Below are 23,318 nucleotides of genomic sequence, written 5' to 3'. Positions count from 1 at the left end.
TTTCAAAAAGGCGGCATCCGGCAGGTTTCATTTTCTCATCACGTCAGCGGTGCGATTTCAGGCACGGGCCGTCCCTCAAGCACGGCCCGCACGCAGGCGCGTAACGCAGGCAGCACATCCGTGCCGAATTGCGGCGTGCGTCGCTCCCATGCGCCCGTGCGCCATGAGGGGTGGGGCAGGGGGAAATAGCGCGGCAGGTAGTGGCGAAAGTCGAGGCAGCGCGTGCTCACCTTTCCCTTGCCCAGAATATGCAGTTGGGCGTAGCTGCCCACCACCAGCGTCAGTTCAAGGGCGGGCATCTGCGCCATGATGCGCGCGCGCCACTGCGGTGCGCATTCCGGCCGGGGTGGGCAGTCGCCACCCTTGGGCAGGCGACCGGGATAGCACAGGCCCATGGGCACCAGCGCAATGCGGCTGGAATCATAGAACGTGGCGCGATCCACCCCCATCCATCCCCGCAGCCGGTCGCCCGAGGCATCATTGAAGGACTGCCCGGTTTCATGCACGCGCGTGCCCGGTGCCTGGCTGGCAATGAGCAGCCGCGCCGTGCGCGAGACATGCAGCACCGGGCGGGGGCCAAGCGGCAGGTGCGCCGCACAGGTCTGGCAGGCGCGGATGGCGTGCAGCAGGTCTTCAAGGGTTTCGGCCATGAGGGTGCCTTTTATGCTTTCAGCAGCTCGCGCGTCCATGCCGGAACCGTGCGGGTGGCAGGGCCGAGAATGGTCTGGTCAAAGGCGCTGCGGCCCGGCGGGGGCTCAAGGTTGAACAGCATCGTATCGGCATGGCTGGCCACGCTGTCCACAAACCCTGCTGCCGGATAGACCACGCCGGAAGTACCGATGGCCACGAACAGGTCACAGGCTGCAAGTTGCCGGGCTATGGCCTCCATATGGTAGGGCATTTCGCCAAACCAGACGATATCGGGCCGGAGTGCGGGCATGCCGCAATCGGGGCAGGGCGTATCGGGGGTGCAGTCGGTTTTCCATACAGGGGTGGCGTGGCAGCGGGTGCAGCGCAGCCGCAGCAGTTCGCCGTGCATGTGAATGACGTTGCGGCTGCCTGCGCGTTCATGCAGGTCGTCGATATTCTGCGTGATGATGGTGAGGTGCCCCGGCCAGTCGCCCGTGCGCCCGGCCTGCTCGAGTGCGGCGAGCGCCTTGTGCGCTTCATTGGGGTGCACGGTGGGAAGTTGCGCGCGCAGGCCGTTATAGAACCGGTCCACCCGTAGCGGGTCGCGCGCAAAGCCCTGCGGCGTGCAGATATCCTCGATCCGTTCATGGTTCCACAATCCATCCGCGCCACGAAAGGTCTGAAGACCCGATTCCTGGCTGATGCCCGCTCCGGTCAGGACAACGATGCGCTGCATGCGAACTCTCCCTCAAGGCGAAAGCCAGTAGTGTGCGGGATTGCCGTACATAAGAAAACCGCCATGGACATAAGCCCATGGCGGTTTTCCGCAATGCGTATCAGGGTGAGGGTGGCCCGTGATGAAAGGCCACCCCTGCCGCGTATTATTACTGCGCGGCGTCCTGACCGGTGTGCGTCTGCGGTGCAAACGTCCAGCCCGAGCCGTAAGGCTGCGGCAGGAACACCGACCAGCCGCTGCTCATGCTGTTCCAGCCGGAGCTGGAAACCGGAGCCCCGGTGTCACGCAGCTTGGTCACGTCGGCTGCCGTAACGGTGCCCGGCGCCTTGTTGCCCCAGCTGGTGCGGATGAAGTTGACCACATCGGCGATCTGCTGGGCGGACAGCGAGCTGCTGTAACCCGGCATGGCCACCGCGGAAGGTGCCCAGTTGCTCGGCGGCAGCACGCCACCATGAGCGATCACGTTCACCAGCGAGGTCGGGTTCTCGGTCACGACAACCGGGTTGCCAGCCAGCGGCGGGAACATGCGGGCCACGCCACCACCGTCGTTACGGTGACAGATGGCGCATTCTTTCACATACGTGTCAGCACCCGGCATGCTGGCGGTGTTGCCAGAGTTCAGGGCCGTCGCGGTGGACGGATCGTATGTGTAGTTGCCCTGTGAGGGGGGCACCGGCGGCAGGCTCTTCAGATACTTTGCGATGGCGTGCAGGTCGTCATCGGTGAAGTACTGGGTGCTCCATGCCACCACGTCGCCCATGCCACCGAACACGGCGGAGTGGTCGATACGGCCGGACTTGAGGAAGGTGTAGATGTCATCTTCCGACCAGCGGCCCAGACCCACGACCGGGTCGTTACGCAGGCTGGGGGCCACCCAGTTGTCGATCGGCGCGCCACCGGCCAGGAAGTCAGGCCCACCCGAGGCATCGAGCGCCTTTTCCTGCATGGCGAAGCCGCGCGGCGTATGGCACGCGCCGCAATGGCCCGGACCCGTCACCAGATAGTCACCACGTGCCACGTCGGCATCTGTGCCGGGGGCGGGGGTGAAGTCCTTGGGCGAGGGCGAGAACATCATGCGCCAGATGCCCAGCGGCCAGCGCATCGACATCGGCCAGGAAATGTCCGGCTGCTTGTCAGGCTGTGCGACCGGCTTCACCCCATGCATGAAGTATGCATACAGCGCCTGCATGTCTTCCTTCGTCATGCGCGAGAAGGAAGGATACGGCATGGCCGGATACAGCGTGGATCCATCCTTGCGGATACCGTGGCGCACCGCTTCGTCGAATTCGGCGAAGGTGTAGCGACCGATACCGTAGGTCGGGTCCGGTGTAATGTTTGTGGAATAGATCGTGCCGATCGGGCTCTTGATTTCAAGCCCGCCTGCATACGACTGCCCATGGAGGGCGGTGTGACATGCTACGCAGTCACCCAGTCGTGCGACATACGCCCCTTTCTGGACCAGCGCGGGGTCGGCATCTGGCGTCTGTGCCAATGCCGTCCCTGCCAGCAGACTAAACGCTGCCGCGCTGAATGTCACCTTAAGCCTGTTGATCATTATGTTCACCATCATGCGTCGCGTTGATGCGAAAAATTGTCAAAACCGGGAGATTATGGCTGCTGCTCGGGAATACCGGCAGCGTTCTTCCGGGCATCAACTTCCCTCTGATAGGTCTCGTTCGCACGCTTGATCAGGAACTGGCGGATATCCTCGATCTCGGTGGGGTTCATGCTGCTGTCGAAGCGATCCATACCATAGGCGGTAAGGGCGCCGCGGCCGACAACATTGTAGAACGCATCCTCGTGGCGGATGGACCCGGACCAGCGCAGGTCAGGCAGCACACCAGCACCTTCGGCATTGTCGCCATGGCAGGCGGCGCAATAGGTCTGGAACTGGAAGTAGCCGTTATCGGTGCGCTTGCTGTCGAACTGTGCCGGCGGCTTGACGGGCAGGAAGCCCTGGTCATTCTGCTTGGGCAGCGGGCCCGACTTGCCATCAAGCGAGAAGGCAATGATGCGCGAGTGGTTGACGGTCCAGCCGCTGGTGCGGGCAAGGCCACCGAGGAAGAACGGATAGATGCCGCCCCAGCCCACTTCAACCGCGACATACTGCTTCTTGTCGCTGCCAAGGTAGGACACGGGGGGAGCGATGATGCCGCTATCCGCCGCGAAGTGGAACAGATCGGAACCGTTCGTCGCGTCATAGGCGTGGAATTCGCCGTTCGCCAGACCCTGGAAGAGCAGGTCGCCGCCCGTAGCCAGGATGCCACCGTTCCACGGACCCTTGTGGTCCACGCGCCAGGCTTCAGCCTGCGTCTTCGGATCCCAGGCCACGATCCAGCCCTTCAGGTCCTTCACGAAGGCCTGCTTGGCTTCGGGGGAGTCGGGGATGCCGACCTTGTTCATGTCCAGACCAAGGTTCCAGCTATCGGGATGCGGCGTGAAGCCACCGATCTGGTTGGTGTACAGGAACGGAACCTGCTGCGCGGGAATGTAGACCAGCCCGGTCTTGGGGCTGTACGCCATGGCCGCGAAGTTATGGCCGCCAAGGTCACCCGGAATGCCGTACCAGTCCTTGCCCGTAAGCGTGTAGAGCGCATCGGGGTTGTAGATCGGGCGGCCGGTCTTGGGGTCGAGGCCACTGGCCCAGTTCACATAGACATAGTTCTTGCCCGAGATGAACTCGCCGGTCTTCGCATCGATGATGTAGAAGAAGCCGTTCTTGGGCGCATGAACGATGACGTGACGGGTCTCACCGTTGATCGGCAGGTCAACCGTCATGATCTGCTGGACCGAGGTGAAGTCCCACTGGTCCATCGGCGTTTCCTGGAAATGCCAGACGTATTCGCCGGTTTCCGGCTTCAGCGCGACGATGCTGCCCAGGAACAGGTTGTCGCCCTTGCCTTCCGAGCGGTACTTGTAGTTCCACGGCGAACCGTTGCCCACGCCAAGGTAGACTAGGTCGGACACGGGGTCATACACGATGGAATCCCACACCGTGCCGCCGCCACCCTGGCGGGTCCAGGCGCCGGTCGGGCTCCAGGTCTGGTAGGCCTTGTTCATCAGCACGCTGTCGGAGGCAGCATGGTCCGGCTCGTTCTTGGGGTTCGGAACCGTGAAGAAGCGCCAGTCCAGCTTGCCGGTCTCGGCATCGAACGCGGAGACAAAGCCGCGCGCACCGAACTCGGAGCCACCGTTACCAATGATCACGCGGCCCTTGGCGATGCGCGGCGCGCCATCAACCGTATAGGAACGCTGCTTGCCCAGCTCCGCCTCGGGCGGGATGGTGTTCACGCTCCAGACCAGCTTGCCGGTCTTGGCGTCAAGCGCGATCAGGCGGCCATCGAACGTGCCGAAATAGACCTTGCCATTCCAGTAGGCGGCGCCACGGTTGACCGTGTCACAGCAGCCCTTGTCGGCGATGTTGCCGGGCACGCGCGGGTCATACGACCACAGCAGCTTGCCGGTGGCGCCATCAACGGCCTTCATCATGCTCCAGTTGGTGGTGGCATACATGATGCCATTGACAACCAGCGGCGTGCCTTCCTGGCCACGGTTGGTATCAAGGTCGAGATACCAGGCCAGCTTCAGGTTACCAACATTGGAACGGTTGATCTGATCCAGCGGGCTGTAGCGCTGTTCAGAATAGGTGCGGCCATAGGTCATCCAGTCGCCGGGATGGTCATCCGCATGGATGATCGCTTCCCCCGTGGCGCCCTGCCCGTCATCTGCGGATGCCATGGTGGCATAGCCCGAGATGAGAGCCGCACATATCGTTCCGGCTGTAAGCGTTCTGCTCAGAGAACGTCTTTTTCCGAAAACGGCAGAAATCATATGTGATGTCCTCAGAAAACTAACGGTTTCGAATTCAGGACGCCGCCGCTGCAACTTTCCGTCCGGGCAGGCTTTCTGAATGTAACCGGCAAAAAGCGCGGGGAGCGCTCATTTTCCGACCAGACAGGAAACCGGCTTCGGGCAGGGAGAAAAAGCAGGTAGTCCGTTTCATCCGAACATACCGAGGCTAGCACGCCCGTCTCCTGACATTTTAGTGTTCAGGCTCACGAAAACGTGAATATGTTGTCTGATAAGCAATGAAACAGATAGCTCGCTCTAGCCGAAGTTTTTTTAAAATATGTTGATATTGCAGCAAGAATGAGAAGACCCGCCTGAGGCCGCGCGACAGGTGCTTCACAATAAATGATGAGAAATATATTTTTATTATTCATGAATGGCATAAATTTTTGGTGAAATGACTATCTGCTTCACGCCGTACGCGTAACGGATCGGGGCAGGGAATCAGCCCTGTAGCGGATAATGTTCCAGCGCATCATAAACCGGGCCATCCGCATGGCGCAGGGACTGGAAAAGCGTGAAGTGCCCCACCAGTTCACCCTCAGGCATGGGCGGCATGGCAGCCAGCCAGGCCTGCCGCCGGAGTGGATCGGGGTGTTGCATGTGGCCCACTGTCACATGCGGCACAAAGCGGCGTGTCGCGCGGGCGCCGGTGGGCAGGAGCCGGTTCATGGTGGCGCGGACTCGCTGTTGCAGGTGCGTAAGGGTCGCATCGGGCGCGCAGCCGACCCATAGCGTATCCGGTCCGTGATGGGTTTCGGGCTCAAACAGGCCCGGCGCTGTCAGGCTGAGCATGGGAGGGGCTGCTGTTATGGCGTTCAGGGCATGGTGAATGTCTTCGAGGAGATGGCCGTGCGTTACCGCACCCAGATAATGCAGCGTCAGGTGATAGGACTCCGGTGGAGACCACGCCACGTCAGGCAGGTTGCCCCGCAGGTCAGCGAGGGCGCGCATGAGCGGAAGGGGAAGTTCAAGACCAATGAACAGACGCATCCGGCACCTTTGTGGTGAAAAGGGAAAAACGGCACATGCAGCATGTGTTGTACAGTATATATAGTAGTGTGAAATGCGCAGCGTGTTGCCGCATTGTAATGTGTTCGTCACGCTGATGTTCTTGAACCGCGTCTAGCATAAGCCCACATGCAGGCAGACGCACGTCAGTTACCGACGTGGAGGAAGGAAACAACAAAATGGCTTTTGGCCCTGATTCGCGGAGTTTCATCCGCCCCACCGCTGAGAGTGCCATGGGCTCCGTCGATATGGGCCTGCGCGCCTATATGCTGCGAGTCTATAACTGGATGGCATCGGGGCTGGTCCTGACCGGACTGGTTGCCTACCTGATCGCCAACACCCAGCTGCAGACGCTGTTCTTCCAGTACGTGCCTGCCCTTGGCACGATCAAGCCGACCGGGCTTGGCATGCTGGCCATGATCGCGCCGCTTGGTTTCGTCCTGGTCATGTCGTTCGGGGTCAACAGGCTGTCCACCCAGGCGGTGCAGACCCTGTTCTGGCTGTTCTGCGGGGTGATGGGGGCAAGCCTGTCCAACATCTTCATGGTGTTCACGGGGGTTTCGGTTACGCGCGTCTTCTTCATTACCGCCGCAACCTTCTGCACCATGTCCATCTGGGGCTACACGACTCGTACCGACCTCAGCCGCTTTGGCTCGTTTTTCATGATGGGGCTGTTCGGCCTGATCATCGCGGGCGTGGTGAACATGTTCCTGCACAGCCCCGCGCTGTATTTCGTCTACAGCGCCGCAGGCGTGCTGCTGTTCGTGGGGCTGACCATGTTCGATACCCAGAACATCAAGGCCGCCTACCAGCAGGTTGCAGCCTATGAAGGGCCGGACCAGGCCGCCAAACGCTCGGTCTATGATGCGCTGAACCTCTATCTGAACTTCATCAACCTGTTCCAGTTCCTCCTGCAGTTCATGGGCGTGCGAAACAGCAGCAACGACTGACCGGCAGGATTCCTGGATTCAAGGACTGGATCAGTCCTGTTTGCCTGCATGAGAAGGGCTGCCACGACCGTGGCAGCCCTTTTTGCGTTGATGGAGGGGCTGGAAGGGTATTTCTGTTAAAAAAGATAAGACTTATTCATATATGGAAATTATATGATGACGAGAGTGTGAGGTTGATGACGCCTAATTAAGTCATTGTAAAAAAACGATTTTGTAAGATAAATTTTAAGCAATGAAATCTATTGAAATATTATGTGAAGGCTTGCCTATAAGGCCGTTCAGGTCGGATAACCCTTGAATAGAAAAACTATATGAAAGGGTATGCGGCACAGGACATGCGCTTCAGCACACAGGACGGCATCGCGATTCATGGTCCGATCTGCCCTGAGAGTACTATTTACGTAAGGACTGGCAGCCTGGATTGATCAAAGTCATGGTCGGCCGGTCTGCAACTAACTCATGACGGACGCAAACCGGAAAAGGCTACTGTCATTTTCGGAAGTCGACTCAGGCGCGATGTCGCTGGATGCCGGGAAAGCAGAATGCTTTTTTCCTGCCATGCGTATAACGTGGCCGCTGTTGTCTAAGCCCGTGGATGAAGCGAGGATGTGAGCAAAACAGGGTGATGTCGAAACCAACGAGGCGTGAGATGAAGAAAAAAATCTTGCCGAGATTAACAAAGCTGATGAGCCTATCTTCAGCAGCGCTGTTAGCTGGCTGTACCTGGGATACACTTGATCCCAAGGGCGTTGTCGGTGCTCAGGAAAAAAGCCTGATCCTGACCTCGACCTACGCGATGCTGCTGGTTGTCATACCGGTATGTATCCTGACGCTGCTGTTCGCATGGCAGTACCGTCAGTCCAACACTTCGGCGGAATACCTGCCGAAATGGTCGCACTCCAACAAGATCGAAGTGGTCATCTGGGCAATCCCCAGCCTGATCATTCTGTTCCTGGCGGTGCTGACCTATCAGACATGTCATTCGCTTGACCCGTACAAGCCGCTTGAGGCTGAAGCCAACGTCAAGCCAATTCATGTCGATGTTGTGGCACTGGACTGGAAGTGGCTCTTTATCTATCCGGATGAAGGGATCGCAACCGTCAACCAGATGGCCATGCCGGTGAATACGCCGGTCGATTTCCGGATCACCTCTGACTCCGTGATGAACTCGTTCTTCATCCCGCAGCTCGGCACGATGATCTATGCCATGGCCGGGATGCAGACACAGCTGCACCTGATCGCCAACGAAGCGGGTGACTTCCAGGGTGAGTCCTCCAACTTCAGCGGCAAGGGCTTCTCCGACATGCGCTTCCGTGCGCTGGCAATGCCGGCGGACCAGTACAGCGCGTGGGTCGAGAAGGTGAAGGCTTCTTCCGAGCAGCTCGACAGCGCAAGCTATCCGAAGCTGGCCGCGCCGAGCGAGGCCAACCCGGTTGAGTACTTCTCGCATGTCGATGCGGGTCTCTTCGATGCCATCGTTGCCAAGTACAATGACGGCATGGTCATGGACAAGAGCACCGGCAAGATGCTGCACGTGCAGCAGTCCGCGATGTCCGACATGAACATGAAGGAATAGGACAGATGTTTGGCAAATTAACTTTGTCGGCCATCCCTTATGATGTGCCGATCCTTGTTGGGACGTTCATCGGTGCCGCTATCGCGGGTCTCGCCGTTGTCGGTCTCATCACCTATTACGGTAAATGGGGCTACCTGTGGCGTGAATGGCTGACCTCGGTCGACCACAAGCGCATTGGTGTCATGTATATCGTTGTGGCCCTCGTGGCGCTGTTCCGTGGTTTTGCGGACGCGATCATGATGCGCTCCCAGCTCGCGCTGGCCTATGCCGGTAACCCCGGCTACCTGCCGCCGCACCACTATGACCAGATCTTCTCCGCACACGGCACGATCATGATCTTCTTCATGGCCATGGCGTTCATGCAGGGTCTGATGAACATCGTGGTGCCGCTGCAGATCGGTGCGCGCGACGTGGCCTTCCCGTTCGTGAACACGCTGAGCTTCTGGATGACGACCATCAGCTTCCTGCTGGTCAACGTCTCGCTGTTCATCGGTGAGTTCTCGCAGTGCGGCTGGCTGGCTTACCCGCCCCTGTCCGAGCAGCAGTTCAGCCCCGGCGTCGGTGTTGACTACTATATCTGGGCGGTTCAGCTGTCCGGTGTGGGCACGCTGCTGACGGGTGTGAACTTCTTCGCGACCATCGTGAAGATGCGTGCGCCGGGCATGACCTACATGCGTATGCCGGTGTTCACCTGGACCATCTTCTGCACCACCGTGCTGATCATGGTTGCCTTCCCGATCCTGACCGTGGCCATGGGCCTGCTGGGTCTGGACCGTTACCTGGGCATGCACTTCTTCACCAACGACGGCGGCGGCAACCAGATGCTCTATCTGAGCGTGATCTGGGGCTGGGGCCATCCGGAAGTGTACATCCTTGTCCTGCCTGCCTTCGGTGCCTTCTCCGAAATCACGCAGACCTTCTCCCGCAAGCCGCTGTTCGGCTACAAGACCATGGTCTACGCGACCGCTTCCATCATGGTCCTGTCGCTGGTCGTGTGGGTTCACCACTTCTTCACCATGGGTGCTGGCCCGAACGTGAATGCGTTCTTCGGCATCATGACGATGATCATCGCCGTTCCGACTGGCGTGAAAATCTTCAACTGGCTGTTCACCATGTATAAGGGCCGCATCGAGTTCCATGCGACCATGTACTGGGTGATCGGCTTCATGATCACCTTCTCCATCGGTGGCATGACCGGCGTGATGCTCGCCATCCCGGCTTCCGACTTCGTGCTGCATAACTCGCTGTTCGTTATCGCCCACTTCCATAACGTGATTATCGGTGGTGTGTATTTCGGCTACGTGGCGGCCATGAACTTCTGGTTCCCCAAGTCTTTCGGCTTCAAGCTGAACGAAGCATGGGGCAAGCGGGCGTTCTGGTGCTGGTTCATCGGCTTCTATGTGGCGTTCATGCCGCTGTATGTCGTTGGTTTCGAGGGCATGACCCGTCGTATGAACCACTACGACAACCCGGAATGGCACCCCTGGCTGCTGATTGCTGAAGTCGGTGCCGTGCTGATTGCATGCGGTATCGTGTGCCAGCTGACCCAGCTCTATGTCTCGATCCGCGACCGTAACCTGGCCGAGAACCGTGACCTGACGGGCGATCCGTGGAACGCACGCACGCTGGAATGGTCCACCTCTTCGCCGCCGCCGTTCTATAACTTCGCCATCCTGCCGGAAGTGCACGAGCTCGACGCTTTTGCCCACGACAAGGAAGCGGGTATCGACACGCGTCGCGCTGGTGGTGACTATCAGCCCATCCACATGCCCAAGAACACGGCATGCGGTTTCCTTATCGGTGCCTTCAGCTTCGTGCTTGGCTTCGGTGCAGTCTGGTATATCTGGTGGCTGGCGGCCGTTGGTCTGATCGGTGTCATCGCTACGGTGATCGCGCGTTCGGCTGACAATGACGTCGATTACTATGTGCCGGTGTCCGAGGTGGCTCGTATCGAGCAGGAGCACACCCATAACCTTATGGCAGCACAGGCAGCGGAATAATGGCGCAAAACATGACTGCTGATGCAGCCCATGCCCATGATGAACACCACGAATCTCCCGTGGTGTTCGGGTTCTGGCTGTATCTGATGACGGACTGCATCATCTTCGGTACGCTGTTCGCAGTGTTCGCGGTGTTGCGTGACCAGTTTGCCGGCGGTCCGACCGGCCACGAAGTGTTCGAACTTTCGGGTGTTGGCATTGAAACGGCAATCCTGCTGTTCAGCTCCATCACCTACGGCTTTGGCATGATCGCCGCCCACGAGAACAAGGTCAGCACCATGCGGACCTGGCTCGGGGTGACCTTCCTGCTGGGCCTGGGCTTCCTGTTCATGGAAATCCGCGAGTTCTCGCACATGATTGCCGAAGGCAACGGCCCGGATCGCAGCGCGTTCCTGTCCGCCTTCTTCACGCTGGTTGGCACGCATGGTCTGCATGTCACCTGCGGCCTGCTGTGGATGGCGGTCCTGCTGTTCCAGACGGCTGGCAAGACTGAACTGAACGAGCGCATGGTGGGCAAGCTGACCTGCCTCAGCCTGTTCTGGCACTTCCTGGACATTGTCTGGATCTGTGTCTTCACCTTTGTCTATCTGATGGGTGTGCTCTGATGGCTGATCATATTTCATCCTCCGGAGAGAGCCACGGCAGCGTAGGATCTTACGTTACCGGGTTCGTACTGGCCGTTATCCTGACGGTCGCCGCCTTCGGTCTGGTGATGTCGCATGCGATGTCACCGTCTGCCACCGGTGGGGCGATTGCCCTGCTGGCGGTGGTCCAGATCGTGGTTCACCTGATTTACTTCCTGCACATGAACGGTTCGTCCGAGCAGCGCTGGAACGTCATGGCGTTTGCATTCACGGTGCTGTCGGTTCTGGTCCTTGTGGCCGGCACGATGTTCATCATGCATGACACGTCCATCAACATGATGTCGCGCTGATACGCGGCTTCATGCTGGGCTTTGGGGGTGGGCAACCACCCCCGGGGCCAGACGGCATAAAAAAAGACCGGCACGGGAAACCGTGCCGGTCTTTTTTATTGGCCCTAGGCGGGAAAGAAAGGCGGGATCAGCCCTTCTGCGGCTCGGGGGAAAGCAGGTCTTTCTTACCGGGCTTGTCTTTCCATTCCTCGGCATCGGCCGGGGCGTCGATCTTGCGGGTGATGTTGGGCCAGATCGCGGCGTATTTGGCGTTGAGTTCGGCCCAGGGTGTGGCGCGGTCGTCGCTATCGGGGAAGATGGCCTCAGCCGGGCATTCCGGTTCGCACACGCCGCAGTCGATGCATTCATCCGGATTGATTACGAGAAAGTTCTCACCCGCGTAGAAGCAGTCAACCGGGCAGACTTCGACACAATCTGTGAATTTGCAGCGAATGCAGTTTTCGGTGACCACATAGGTCATCGCCTATCTCCGATCATTATTTGTGTGGCCTGTGGCAGTAGGCCCAGCCATGGAAAGGGACGAGGCGCCACAGGGGGCATGACCTCATCGGGAATGGCGGAAGATATGAGAGTGTTTTCCGGTCGTGGCAAGCCCAAGACGGTGGCTAATGCATAATCCGTGCCTGTATTGTCCCTATCGCCACAATATTCAGGCAGTTTCTGGAACAATTTCATACAGAAGTTGTGCAAGTGGCGCTGCCTGGCGGCGTTCGGCCTGACCTGTCACGCGAATGACGATTACGGCCTTGCGGTCGGGGGCGGGCAGGGTCAGCACGTCGCCTGTGCGCACGAGTGCATGCGCCTTGGTCACGCGCTGGCGGTTGATGCGCACGTGTCCGCTGGTGGCGATCTGCGCGCAGGCGCTGCGGCTGCGCCCGAAGCGGGCATGGAACAGCCACACATCAACGCGCTGTGCCTGGGGCTGGGGAGCAGGGGCCTGTTTCATGCGTTCAGGGCCGGTCCAGAAGGGTTGCAAGGGCGGCGAAGGGGCTGTCAGGCCGCCGCGGCCGCCGTGTGGCGCCGCGCTTGCTGGCCTGATGCTCCTGCACCGGGCGGGTTTTCTCGTGCCGGGTGTTTTCGCCTTCCGCATGGAAGCGGATCATGATCGGGGCCGGTGGTCCGTAGCGGTCGGCGGGCATGGCGCGCGGATGGTGCACGCGCATGTTCAGCCCCTTCAGCACGGCAGGCAGCATTTCACGGCGCACGCCCAGCCGAGAGGCCAGTTGCGGGGGTAGCGGCACGGGGGCGCGGCGGGTCAGGCGGGCCAGTTCTCGAATGAATTTTTCCGCAATATCGAGCCGCAGGCGCACAGGGCCCGCCGCGAGCCAGCCCATGCGGTCCATGAAGGCCGCAGGCAGGGCATCGGGCGGCAGGGTGATGCGGCTCATGGCGGGCAGGGCGGGGCAGGGCATGTTCAGGCTGATGGCCACCAGCCAGCCGCGCAACTGCAGCGGGCGTTCCTTCAGGATCGCGGGCATGAACAGGGTATAATGGCCCACGCGCACCCCCAGCCTGCGCAGGCGGCCCAGCATCTCGGGCGGCAGGCGCTCGCCCCGGTGCAGGGGGGCGATGCCAGCGCCTTCCAGCAGGCGGTGAACGATGCCGCGCAGCTCGGGCGTGGCGGCGACAGCGGCCTGCACGGCAAAAAGCGGGGCAAGATGCTCGCGCACGACCTGCCCCAGCCAGGTCTGGAGCCGGTTGCGGATTCGCTCGCGCTGCGCGTTGTCGAGCAGCGGGTTGTCGAGCACCAGCGGGCGGGGCGAGAGCACGTCGGCGCCCGGCAGCAGGCGGGCCAGGTTCATGCCCTCCCACATGATATGCGTGCCATCGGGCGAGAAGGTGAATTGCTGGTCGTCACCCTGCACCAGCAGCGCCACGCGGCGGGGAATCTCGCTGCGCACGGCACGGCGGGCGGCACGCATGAGCAGGCGGCCATCCTCGGCATCGGCATGTTCCCCCGCAATCAGGTCAAGGCCCGCGATCCGGCCAACCTCATGGCCTTCCACCACCACATTGCCCTGCGCGGTCACGGCGGAGAGCAGGTTGTCGTGCCCGCCTTCATCAAGCCTGCGGATCAGCGTGGTGGCGCGGCGGTCGACAAAGCGGGCGGTGAGCTGTTCGTGCAGCACGTCGGACAGCCGGTCCTCCGCCTCACGCGTGCGGGCCTGCCAGTGTTCGGCATGGGCAATCCAGCCGGGGCGGGCGGCGATGTAGCTGCACACGCGAATTCCCGCCAAGCGCTGCATCAGCGTGTCGATGGTGCCATCGGTCTGGAAGAAATGGGTGATCTGGTTTTCCATCCATGTGGCGGGGATGCGGCCATCACTGATCAGATGGGTGAAGATGCGCCCGCACAGGCGGATGTGGCTGTCATCGCCCAGCTTGCGGAAATCGGGGATCTGACAGCTCTCCCACAGCATCCGCGTGGCCGCGCGGGAATGGACCAGCGGGCGGATGTCGGGGTTTGCCGAGAGTGCTGAAAGGGCCAGCACGTCGCTCGCTTCATGCCCCGCAATCAGTTCAGGCCGGGGCGAGGCTTGGTTGAGGCTGCCGAGCAGGCTGGCGGGCGAGGAAAAATCAAGCGCGCTGTTGCGCCATGACAGGCGGGTGAGCGGGTCGAAGCGGTGCTGCTCCACGGCCTCGGCCAGTTCCTCATGCAGGGGCGGGCAGGTGCCGGTGGTGCCGAACGTGCCATCGCGCAGGCCGCGCCCGGCACGCCCGGCCACCTGCGCGATTTCCCCCGCTGTGAGAGGGCGGATGCGCGAGCCGTCGAATTTCGACAGGCTGGCAAAGGCCACATGGTTTACATCCATGTTCAGCCCCATGCCGATGGCATCGGTCGCGACGAGGTAATCGACTTCCTTTTCCTGATACAGCGCCACCTGCGCGTTGCGCGTGCGCGGCGAAAGCTGGCCCATCACGATGGCGCAGCCGCCGCGCCTGCGGCGCAGCAGTTCGGCAATGGCGTAAACCTCGCCCGCCGAGAACGCGACAATGGCCGAGCGCGGCGGCAGGCGCGTGAGCTTGCACGCGCCCGCATGGGTCAGTTGCGACAGGCGGGGCCGGTGCTCTATCTCGATGCCCGGCACAAGGCGGCGGATCAGGTTGCGGATGGTGTCGGCACCGAGGAACATCGTCTCCGCCGTGCCACGCGCGTGCAGCAGCCGGTCGGTAAAGATGTGGCCGCGGTCAGGGTCGGCGCAGAGCTGGATTTCATCCACCGCCACGAATTCCACCCGCCGGTCGAGCGGCATGGCCTCGACCGTGCATGAAAACCAGCGCGCCTTCGGCGGAATGATCTTTTCCTCGCCGGTAATCAGCGCCACGGCCTGCGCGCCCTTGCGGGCGACCATGCGGTCGTAGTTCTCGCGGGCGAGCAGGCGGAGCGGGAAGCCGATCACCCCGCTGGAATGCGAGAGCAGCCGCTCGATCGCGAGATGCGTCTTTCCGGTATTGGTCGGGCCGAGCACAGCCCGGACCACCTGGTCGGAATGGGGGCCGGAGCGATGCCCGGCCGCTGCGCGATGGGGGGCGCGAAGCCCCGAGGGTACACCCGTCATGCCGGTATGCTCCGGCCAAGTGGACGGAAATGCAAGCAAAACCACGTGGGTGCGCCCGCCATCGCGGCAGGGGGTGTTGCGTTGGCGCGATGGCGGACGCACCCTTGCGGGCAACAGAAGCTGACGCAACCGAGGAACGCCATGAACATGCCGCAACACCCTGACTGTCTGGTCGCCGCGCACGATGTGGGCCACGAACCCGTTGGCGTGGTGCACGCCATCCGCCCTTCGGCCCTGGGCGGGCTTGAGGCGCTGGTGGGCGAGAAGGCGGCGCGTTTCGCGCTTCAGGCCGGTTTCGTTGCCCGTTACGGGCAGGTGCAGGGCCTGCCCGATGCGGATGGCAACATCACCACCGCCGTGCTGGGCGTGCCGGAAGCGGCGGATGGAGCCGACCCGTTCGTGTTCGGCGCCCTGGCCGACTCGCTGCCAAGCGGGCTGTGGCGCATCAGCGCACCGCAGGATGTTGCCGCCTCCGACATGGCGCTTGGCTTCTGCCTTGGTGCGTATCGCATGCCCGCTTTCGGGCGCGACAGTGCCCCGAAACCGCCACGGGCGCGGCTCGTGGTTGACGCGGCGGGTCTGGCGGCAGGCCCGGTGGCGCAGTGCATCAACCTTGCGCGCTCGCTCATCAACACGCCGCCCAACCTGATGGGCCCCGATGACCTGGCGCGGGCGGCGCAGGCGGCGCTTGAGCCGCTCGGCGCCGATGTGTCGGTCATTCGCGGCGCGCGGCTGGAGCAGGATTTCCCCACCGTGTTCCATGTGGGCATGGGCTCGGAGCGCGCGCCCTGCGTGGTGGTGGCGCGCTGGAGCGGCAGCACCGCGCCCGAGGATGCGCCGCTTGTGTCGCTGGTGGGCAAGGGCGTGTGTTTTGATACCGGCGGCTACGACCTCAAGCCGCCTTCCTCCATGCTGCGGATGAAAAAGGACATGGGGGGCGCTGCCATCATGCTGGCGCTGGCGCGGCTGGTGGTGCTGTGCAACCTGCCGGTGCGGCTGGAACTGTGGCTGGGCTGTGTTGAGAACAGCGTGTCGGGCCGCGCCATGCGCCCGTCCGACGTGGTGCGCACGAGGGCGGGGCTGACGGTGGAGGTGGGCAATACCGATGCCGAGGGCAGGCTGGTGCTGTGCGACCTGCTGCATGCCGCATGCGAGCACGATCCCGCCCTGCTGGTTGATGCCGCAACCCTGACCGGCGCCGCCCGCGTGGCGCTCGGCCCAGACATGCCCGCGCTGTTCAGCAACAGCGATGAAGCCGCCCTGGCGCTGGAGGGGGCGGGATGGGCCTGCGGCGACCCGCTATGGCGCCTGCCACTGTGGCCGGGCTACCGCAAATGGCTGCGCAGTCCGGTGGCAGACCTGAACAATATTTCATCCAAACCGATGGCAGGGGCGATTACGGCGGCGCTTTTCCTAGAGAATTTTGTCAAAACTGATGTGCGCTGGGTTCATATCGATACCTATGGATGGAACGATTCCGACCGCCCCGGCCGTCCTGAAGGTGGAGAAAGTCTTGGTTTAAGAGCGGCTTATGTAGGAATATTAAAAATATTTAATCTTGACGAAACGAACGCGCCGTTAAAGAAACAATTATGAAATCGAACTAATTTGCCAGGTGCGACTTATATATGCCGTAAATGCCAATTATATAGGCACCACCAGATAGACACCATTCCGTGCCGGTCCGATTCCATGGCCCACAGGCCCGTTGGCCGGCACGAGATCATGACAGAGGATTCCAACCGATGGCCAAGTCATCACAGGCTAATCAGGCGAATGCGGACCAGATGACGCAGTCCCTGCGCGATACCGTTGTTGCAATGGTTCGCCGCGACGGGCCTGACCTTTCAGCGCGCCAGCTTGCCGTGTTCCTGACCTGCTACCTCAGCGACAGCGCCCACACCGTGCGTGGCCTCGCCGCCGAGCTGAACGTGTCCAAGCCCGCGATCACCCGCGCGCTCGACCGGCTCGAGGACCTGCGCCTCGCCCGCCGCACGGCCGACCCGATGGACCGCCGCTCGGTGCTGATCACGCACACCCCGCAGGGCAACGGCTTCCTGCGCGACCTGCGCACGATCGTGAACGAAACATCCGCCGCAGCGCAGGAAAAGGTTGCCGCCCCCGTGCGCAAGGCGCCGCGCGCGCGTCGCACCGAGGAACTTCGCCGCGCAAGCTGAGTTAGAAGCAGGTTCTCTTCGTGCATTCCGCGACGGAAGGTTTCCATTCCATGCATATCTCTCGACGTCTGCTTGCCCTCGCCATTGCGATCGCCCCCCTTGCCAGCCTGCCATGCGCGGCCATGGCCGAGGAGTCCTCGCTTGGCACGCCATCGGGCACCGTCACCATGAAGTTCAAGTCGCTCGATATCGGCGTGGGGCATACATGGGGTACGGGCAAGCTGGTCTATGGGCACCATACCTACCGTTTCAAGATCGAGGGCGGGTCGCTCGCGGCTGTGGGCTATGCCAACATCAAGGGCACCGGCACGGTCTATAACCTGCATTCGGTCAAGGATTTCGAGGGCAGCTATGCCGCCGTCAACGGTGACGTGACAGCAGGCACAGGCATTGGCGCGGTCCTGCTCAACAACCCCGCAGGCGTGCGCATCCGGCTCGATACCTCCAGTTCCGGCGGCCGCCTTGCCGCAGCCGCCCAGGGCATGAAGATTACCCTTACCGGCAAGTAAGCTTCGTTATCTGTCACGATCGGCAGGGGGAATGGTCGCAGGGCCATTCCCCCTGTTTCGTTTCTACCACCGCACGCCCGGCGCATGCCGCACGCGCCAGATTACCACAGCGGCCCAGAGCAGTTGCAACGCCAGTGGTCCGCCAGTTGCGGCAGGCAGGCCGACCACGCCGCCTGCCAGTGCGCCTGCTGCCACTGCGCCGCAGAGCGTTGCCGCCCAGGCCAGCATGGTGATTGTGACAGGCTCCATGCCCCCGCGATGGGCCATCTGGTAGAAATGCTCCCGGTGCGCCTGCAGCAGCGGGCGGCGCAGCATGGCGCGGCGCAGGAGCGTCACTCCCACATCGGCCAGCAGGCCCGACAGCATGAGCGGCATGAGCGCCCGGCCATGCGCCAGTTGCGGCAGGTCGGCCATGTGCAGCCCCAGCGCGCCCAGCACCAGCCCGCAGCACTGGCTGCCCACATCGCCCATGAACAGCCGCGCTTTGGGGAAATTGAAGGGTAGGAAACCGGCAATGGCAACAGCCATGACCAGCGCCGTGCCCCATGTATCGACCCCTGTGCCAGCATGCAGGCACAACAGGGCCGTGGCCAGGCAGGCCAGCAGGGTGCAGCCCGCGGCCAGCCCGTCCAGCCCGTCCATGAAGTTGATGGCGTTGCACAGCACGACCAGCCACAGGCTGCGCCCCGCCAGCGCGCTCCATGCCGCACCATCATGCGGCAGCACGCCCAGGCTGCCCCAGGCCACCAGCAATGCCGCCAGTACCTGCGCGCCCAGTTTCCACAGGGCGGGCATGGGGTGCATGTCGTCGCGCCATGAAAACAGGCCCAGCCAGGCGGTCGCGGCCAGCAGGGTCTTGTCGGCAAGGGTGGGGGCATGGTGCCAGAGCATCTGCGCCAGTGGCACGCCGGTCACGAACACGGCCAGAATGGCCAGCCCGCCGCCCTTGGGCACGGGCCGGGCATGGGCGCTGCGCCCGGTGGGATAGTCCAGTATGCGCAACCCGATGACCCGGCGCGACAGCAGGGCGGCCACGCCCGCGCCCGCGCCCAGCAGCAGCACGAAAAGCATGGCCGCGCCATGATCGGCATGCACAAGGGTCATGAAAGCGGGGTCCGGGGCATGATCTCTCCTTCTTGCCCCCCGCTGGCTCGGCTATAGGGAGGGGGTAATGGCAACGCAATCCTCCAGCGCGCACTCCCTGGCCGAGTGCCTGCGCATGACACGGACAATAGCGCTGAACTGCATGCTTGATACGGTCCTGGGGGGGCTGGCGGCAAGCCTTGCGGGCTGGGCGTGCGGGTATCAGGCGCCAGTGGCTGGTGGCGTGTGGCATGCCGGGGTGCAGGTGCTCGGCATGGCGGGTCTTGGCGTGGCGGGGTGGCCGTTCCGTATCTTCCAGCAGCACTGGCGCTTTGCGGGGCGGTCCGATTTCTGGCGGCTGGGCGGGGCGTGCGCGCTGGCGGGCGGGCTGGTGCTGCTGGCCACGATCGGGCTGGGCATGGCCGCCCCGGCCTTCAGCATGGTTTACGCCATGGCGGCGTTCGTGCTGCTGGCGGGCGTGCGGGGTGGCTATCAGTACTGGCGGCAGGACCTGCGGGGGCTTGGGAGCCGCCAGCGCGTGATCGTGCTGGGTGATGGGGAAGACGCCAGCCGGTTTCTGGCACTGGCGCCGCATAGGGGCCGCCGGGTCGCGGGGCTGGTGCTTGAAGGCCGCCAGCGCCGCCCCGGCCGCAGGCTGCGCGGCCTGCCGGTGCTGGGGCAGGTGAGCGACCTGCGGGCCATTCTGGCGGCTCTGGGGGCGGATGAGGACTGGATGGTGGTGGTGGCCGATCCGCACTGCCGGGGCGAGCGGCTTTCCGCTGTCCTGCGCATGGCGCATGAAAGCGGCACCCCGGTGCGCTGCATGCCCGACCTGTCCGGCCTGACAGGCACCGCACGCGCGCCCCTGCACCCCGTAAGGCTGGCCGACCTGCTGCCCCGCCAGCCCATGCCCCCCGATGAACAGGGCCTTGCCAGCATGCTGCGCGGGCGGCGGGTTCTGGTTACGGGGGCGGGTGGGTCGATCGGGGCGGAACTGGTGCGCCAGATCGCCCGGCACGCGCCTGCGGAACTCGTTTTGCTTGATATGGGCGAGTTTCCACTCTGGCAGGTGGATATCGACCTTGAGGCGACAATGCCCGCGCTCAAGCGCCATCTGGTGCTGGCCGACATACGCGACCCCGCGCGCATCGAGCGCGTCTTTGCCTGCTATCGCCCCGAGCTGGTCTTTCACGCAGCGGCGCTCAAGCAGGTGCCCATGGTCGAGGCCAACCCGTGCGAGGGGCTGCTCACCAACGTCACCGGCACCCGCATCGTGGCCGATGCGGCCAGCCGCTACGGCGTGCGGGCCATGGTGCTCGTCTCGACCGACAAGGCGGTCAATCCCGCCAGTGTCATGGGCGTGTCAAAGCGCATTGCGGAGATGTACTGCCAGGCCCTTGATGCCCGCGCCCGGCGCGGGGGTGGCCCTGATGCCATGCGCTGCGTGACCGTGCGCTTTGGCAACGTGATGGGTTCGACCGGCTCGGTCATTCCGCTGTTCCAGCACCAGCTTGAGCGTGGTGGCCCGCTTACGGTGACCGACCCGCGCATGCGGCGCTATTTCATGACCGTGTCCGAGGCCGTGGGGCTGGTGCTGCAGGCCAGCGCCTGTGGCACCGGCGCGCAGGAGGACAGGCTTGCCGCCGCCCTGCTGCGCCGGGGCGGGGTGTTCGTGCTCGACATGGGCACGCCGGTGCGCATCCTTGATCTGGCGCGGCAGATGATCGTGCTGGCGGGGCTGCGGCCGGAGCGTGACGTGCAGATCCGCTTTACCGGGTTGCGACCGGGCGAAAAGCTGGCCGAAGACCTGTTTCACAGCCAGGAAATCCTGCAACCCACCGGCTGTCCCGGTTTGCGGATGGCAACGCCGCGTACGGTGGACCTTGCGCAGGTCGTCAATATCATGGATGCACTGACAGTGGCATGTCGTCAGGGTGACAGCGCGCGGGCGCTGGAACTGGCAGGCCAGCTCGTACCCGAATTTGTCCATAACCCGCACGGCATGGTTACACAGGTTCCGGCGGGGCAGGCCGATGTGGAAAGGAATGCATCATGAACGCTCCGGCGCAGGCGCCCATAGGTTTTCTTGACCTGCCCAGACAGCAGGCCGCCATTGCCGATGCACTGCGCGAGCGTGTCGATGCGGTGATGCGGCACTGCCGCTTCGTCATGGGCCCCGAAGTGGCCGAACTCGAATCCCGGCTGGCAGGCTACGTGGGGGCAGGGGAATGCGTGGGCGTGTCATCGGGCACGGACGCCATCCAGGTGGTGCTGATGGCCGAGGGAATCGGTGAAGGCGATGCCGTGTTCCTGCCCGCCTTCACCTACACCGCCACGGCGGAGGTGCCGCTGGTGCTTGGTGCCACCCCGGTCTTTGTGGATGTGGACCCCCATACCTTCCAGATCGACCCTGAAAACCTGCGCCAGCGCATTGCCGATGTGCGCAGGGCCGGCCGCCTGCGCCCGCGCGCGCTGATCGGGGTGGACCTGTTTGGCCAGCCCGCGCCGTGGCCCGCGCTGCGCGCCATTGCGGCGGAGGAGGACCTGTTCCTCATGGCCGACTGCGCGCAGGCCTATGGCGCAAGCCTGTCGGGCTGCAGGCTGGGGCGCGAGGGGGTGGCGACCACGCTGTCCTTCTTCCCCTCCAAGCCGCTTGGCGCGTATGGCGATGCGGGCGCGATCCTGACCGATGACCCGCAGCGCGCCGAACTCTACCGCTCGCTGCGCACCCACGGCGAGGGCAAGACCCGCTACGAGGTGCTGCGCACGGGCATGAATGCGCGGCTCGATACGCTGCAGGCGGCCATCATCCTGGCCAAGATGGACCGTTTCGATGCCGAGCTTGCCCGCAGGCGCGCCATTGCCAGCGCCTATGACAAAGGCATTGTAGGCCATCTGGTGCCCCCCGCCCGCGTGGCGGACAGCGAATCCTCATGGGCGATCTATTCCGTGCTGACCCAGGGCGAGGCCAATCGCGCCGCCATGCAGGAAAAGCTCAAGGCCCGTGGCGTGGCCTCGGCCATCTATTACCCCCGGCCGCTGCACCGCCAGCCCGCCTATGCGGCCTGCCATGATGGCGCATCGCTGCCGGTGGCCGAAGATCTTTCGCGCCGGATCATGGCGCTTCCGCTACATCCGGAACTGTCGGACAATGACGTGGCCCGGGTCATCGCGGCTGTGTGTGCATAAGGAGACCATACGCCAATGAGACGCGAAACCGCCCTGCTGATCGGGTTCCTGTTCATCACCATCGGCACGGCAGCAGGGTTGTGGTACATGGCCATGCCCAATTTCCGGCCGCTGACCTTCCCCACCATGCAGTCGGGCACCATTGCCGTCGGCCCCATGCGGCGCGAGCGCACGCTCACGGCAGCACAGGTCAAGACGCTCAATGACTGGCTGCAGGCCCACACCAAGGGCTGGGGCCCGCTGGGCCAGACCCCGCCTTCAAGCGGTGATGCGGTGATGGAAATGCAGGTGGCGCCCGATGGCAGGCAGCCCAGTGGTCCCGCCGTGCCCTACCGCATCACGCTGTGGACCGGCATCAGCGCTGCCGACTGGAACAACACCGTGTTCGTGGAGGAGCGCCCCGGCGCCGTGATCCGCTTCCATCACTACAAGGACAAGGATTTCGACGCGCTGCGTGACCTGGTCAACCAGTATGACTATGCCCGGTCGGCTTTTCCATGAGCCTTGTGCGCGCAGGCACGCAGGGCCTGATCTTTGATTGCGACGGCACGCTGGTCGACAGCCTGCCGCTGTACCGTGAAGGCTGGCTCGCAGCCCTTGAGGATGCGATCGGCCACGGCGTGCCGCCGGAATGGTTTCATGGCCATGGCGGCATGTCGGAGCACATGGTGCTCGATATTGTCGAGCAGCGCCTTGGCCGCGTGGTGGACCGCGATGGCATCATCTCGAATGCGCGGACCAGCATGCTCAGGCAGTTGCATGTGCTGCGCGAGATTACGGTCGTGACCGATATCGCCCGCGCCTATCATGGCCGCCTGCCCATGGCGGTGGCCTCCAACGGCTCGCGGCAGGTTGTCTCGGCCTGCCTGGGTCATCTCGGGCTTGAGAAACTGTTCGATGTCATCATCACCATTGATGACGTGGATCACCCCAAGCCCGCGCCGGACATGTTCCTGCTGGCTGCCCGCAGCATTGCCTGCCTGCCCGCCACCTGCCTCGTGTTCGAGGACAGCCCGGAGGGCATGCAGGCGGCAACGCGCGCCGGCATGGCGCATGTGGATGTCAATACCCTGCAGGGCTGATGGCCGCAGGGCGACAGGACCGAACTGGTAAA

21 protein-coding genes are annotated in these 23,318 nt (G+C 63.0%); 12 read left to right on the top strand and 9 right to left on the bottom strand.

Annotated elements, in window-relative coordinates:
- Positions 1 to 38: 38 nt before the first annotated feature.
- The 5 genes from QEG70_RS06635 to thpR form a co-directional block, all read right to left on the bottom strand.
- Entirely contained in the window at positions 39 to 650 is a 612-nt protein-coding gene (locus QEG70_RS06635; protein WP_308719950.1) for a uracil-DNA glycosylase family protein, read from the bottom strand.
- Positions 651 to 661: 11 nt separating this feature from the next.
- The gene (locus QEG70_RS06630; protein WP_308719949.1) at positions 662 to 1,366 is read right to left on the bottom strand and encodes an NAD-dependent deacylase; all 705 of its coding nucleotides are present in this window, start codon (positions 1,364 to 1,366) and stop codon (positions 662 to 664) included.
- A gap of 148 nt (positions 1,367 to 1,514) precedes the next feature.
- Positions 1,515 to 2,921 (bottom strand): c-type cytochrome, encoded by a 1,407-nt coding sequence (locus tag QEG70_RS06625; protein ID WP_374762558.1) that lies wholly within the window; start codon positions 2,919 to 2,921, stop codon positions 1,515 to 1,517.
- A 53-nt stretch (positions 2,922 to 2,974) separates the two neighbouring features.
- Entirely contained in the window at positions 2,975 to 5,197 is a 2,223-nt protein-coding gene (locus QEG70_RS06620) for a PQQ-dependent dehydrogenase, methanol/ethanol family (RefSeq protein WP_308719947.1), read from the bottom strand.
- 462 nt (positions 5,198 to 5,659) lie between these two features.
- Positions 5,660 to 6,208, bottom strand: a complete 549-nt coding sequence (thpR, locus tag QEG70_RS06615; RefSeq protein WP_308719946.1) for an RNA 2',3'-cyclic phosphodiesterase — start codon at positions 6,206 to 6,208, stop codon at positions 5,660 to 5,662.
- A gap of 197 nt (positions 6,209 to 6,405) precedes the next feature.
- Here thpR and QEG70_RS06610 point away from each other — a divergent pair, with 197 nt between their 5' ends.
- From QEG70_RS06610 to cyoD, 5 genes are all read left to right on the top strand, one after another.
- Positions 6,406 to 7,176, top strand: a complete 771-nt coding sequence (locus QEG70_RS06610; RefSeq protein ID WP_308719945.1) for a Bax inhibitor-1/YccA family protein — start codon at positions 6,406 to 6,408, stop codon at positions 7,174 to 7,176.
- Between the two features lie 649 nt (positions 7,177 to 7,825).
- Positions 7,826 to 8,752, top strand: coding sequence for a ubiquinol oxidase subunit II (gene cyoA / locus QEG70_RS06605; protein WP_172158197.1), 927 nt, complete (start codon positions 7,826 to 7,828; stop codon positions 8,750 to 8,752).
- 5 nt (positions 8,753 to 8,757) lie between these two features.
- Entirely contained in the window at positions 8,758 to 10,752 is a 1,995-nt protein-coding gene (gene cyoB, locus QEG70_RS06600) for a cytochrome o ubiquinol oxidase subunit I (RefSeq protein WP_172158199.1), read from the top strand.
- Positions 10,752 to 11,357 (top strand): cytochrome o ubiquinol oxidase subunit III, encoded by a 606-nt coding sequence (gene cyoC / locus QEG70_RS06595; protein WP_308719944.1) that lies wholly within the window; start codon positions 10,752 to 10,754, stop codon positions 11,355 to 11,357. Before cyoB ends, cyoC begins: the two co-directional genes overlap by 1 nt.
- Positions 11,357 to 11,686 carry a cytochrome o ubiquinol oxidase subunit IV gene (gene cyoD, locus QEG70_RS06590; RefSeq protein ID WP_308719943.1) on the top strand — a complete coding sequence of 110 codons (330 nt, stop codon included), beginning with the start codon at positions 11,357 to 11,359 and terminating at the stop codon, positions 11,684 to 11,686. The genes cyoC and cyoD overlap by 1 nt, the downstream gene beginning before the upstream one ends.
- Positions 11,687 to 11,813: 127 nt before the next feature.
- Here cyoD and fdxA read toward each other — a convergent pair whose 3' ends face one another.
- The 3 genes from fdxA to QEG70_RS06575 form a co-directional block, all read right to left on the bottom strand.
- Positions 11,814 to 12,146, bottom strand: a complete 333-nt coding sequence (gene fdxA / locus QEG70_RS06585; protein ID WP_172158202.1) for a ferredoxin FdxA — start codon at positions 12,144 to 12,146, stop codon at positions 11,814 to 11,816.
- A 189-nt stretch (positions 12,147 to 12,335) separates the two neighbouring features.
- The gene (locus QEG70_RS06580; protein ID WP_308719942.1) at positions 12,336 to 12,632 is read right to left on the bottom strand and encodes a S4 domain-containing protein; all 297 of its coding nucleotides are present in this window, start codon (positions 12,630 to 12,632) and stop codon (positions 12,336 to 12,338) included.
- A 4-nt stretch (positions 12,633 to 12,636) separates the two neighbouring features.
- Entirely contained in the window at positions 12,637 to 15,246 is a 2,610-nt protein-coding gene (locus QEG70_RS06575; RefSeq protein ID WP_308719941.1) for a helicase-related protein, read from the bottom strand.
- A 141-nt stretch (positions 15,247 to 15,387) separates the two neighbouring features.
- Between QEG70_RS06575 and QEG70_RS06570 the strand changes: the two genes are divergently transcribed.
- The 3 genes from QEG70_RS06570 (at position 15,388) to QEG70_RS06560 (ending at position 17,932) form a co-directional block, all read left to right on the top strand.
- The gene (locus QEG70_RS06570) at positions 15,388 to 16,842 is read left to right on the top strand and encodes a leucyl aminopeptidase family protein (RefSeq protein WP_308719940.1); all 1,455 of its coding nucleotides are present in this window, start codon (positions 15,388 to 15,390) and stop codon (positions 16,840 to 16,842) included.
- 149 nt (positions 16,843 to 16,991) lie between these two features.
- Positions 16,992 to 17,423 carry a MarR family transcriptional regulator gene (locus QEG70_RS06565; RefSeq protein ID WP_308719939.1) on the top strand — a complete coding sequence of 144 codons (432 nt, stop codon included), beginning with the start codon at positions 16,992 to 16,994 and terminating at the stop codon, positions 17,421 to 17,423.
- Positions 17,424 to 17,473: 50 nt separating this feature from the next.
- Positions 17,474 to 17,932: a hypothetical protein gene (locus tag QEG70_RS06560; protein WP_308719938.1), complete on the top strand. Its 459-nt coding sequence runs from the start codon at positions 17,474 to 17,476 to the stop codon at positions 17,930 to 17,932.
- Positions 17,933 to 17,995: 63 nt separating this feature from the next.
- On the opposite strand, the gene QEG70_RS06555 is transcribed toward QEG70_RS06560, so the two are convergent.
- Positions 17,996 to 19,036 carry an MraY family glycosyltransferase gene (locus QEG70_RS06555; RefSeq protein ID WP_308719937.1) on the bottom strand — a complete coding sequence of 347 codons (1,041 nt, stop codon included), beginning with the start codon at positions 19,034 to 19,036 and terminating at the stop codon, positions 17,996 to 17,998.
- A gap of 67 nt (positions 19,037 to 19,103) precedes the next feature.
- On the opposite strand from QEG70_RS06555, the gene QEG70_RS06550 reads away from it, so the two are divergent.
- Genes QEG70_RS06550 through QEG70_RS06535 form a run of 4 tightly spaced genes read left to right on the top strand, consistent with a single transcriptional unit; the run spans position 19,104 to position 23,286 of the window.
- Positions 19,104 to 21,071, top strand: coding sequence for a polysaccharide biosynthesis protein (locus tag QEG70_RS06550; protein ID WP_308719936.1), 1,968 nt, complete (start codon positions 19,104 to 19,106; stop codon positions 21,069 to 21,071).
- A complete protein-coding gene (locus tag QEG70_RS06545; protein WP_308719935.1) occupies positions 21,068 to 22,204 on the top strand; it encodes a DegT/DnrJ/EryC1/StrS family aminotransferase in 1,137 nt (378 codons plus the stop codon). Before QEG70_RS06550 ends, QEG70_RS06545 begins: the two co-directional genes overlap by 4 nt.
- A gap of 15 nt (positions 22,205 to 22,219) precedes the next feature.
- Positions 22,220 to 22,705, top strand: a complete 486-nt coding sequence (locus QEG70_RS06540) for a hypothetical protein (RefSeq protein WP_308719934.1) — start codon at positions 22,220 to 22,222, stop codon at positions 22,703 to 22,705.
- Complete coding sequence (locus QEG70_RS06535) at positions 22,702 to 23,286, top strand: HAD family hydrolase (protein WP_308719933.1); 585 nt, start codon at positions 22,702 to 22,704, stop codon at positions 23,284 to 23,286. Before QEG70_RS06540 ends, QEG70_RS06535 begins: the two co-directional genes overlap by 4 nt.
- Positions 23,287 to 23,318: the final 32 nt, after the last annotated feature.

This window comes from Komagataeibacter xylinus, assembly GCF_031081985.1.
GTDB classification, from domain to species: domain Bacteria; phylum Pseudomonadota; class Alphaproteobacteria; order Acetobacterales; family Acetobacteraceae; genus Komagataeibacter; species Komagataeibacter xylinus_E.
Note: the sequence above shows the minus strand (reverse complement) of the source record. Positions and strands in the feature narration are given on the sequence as shown.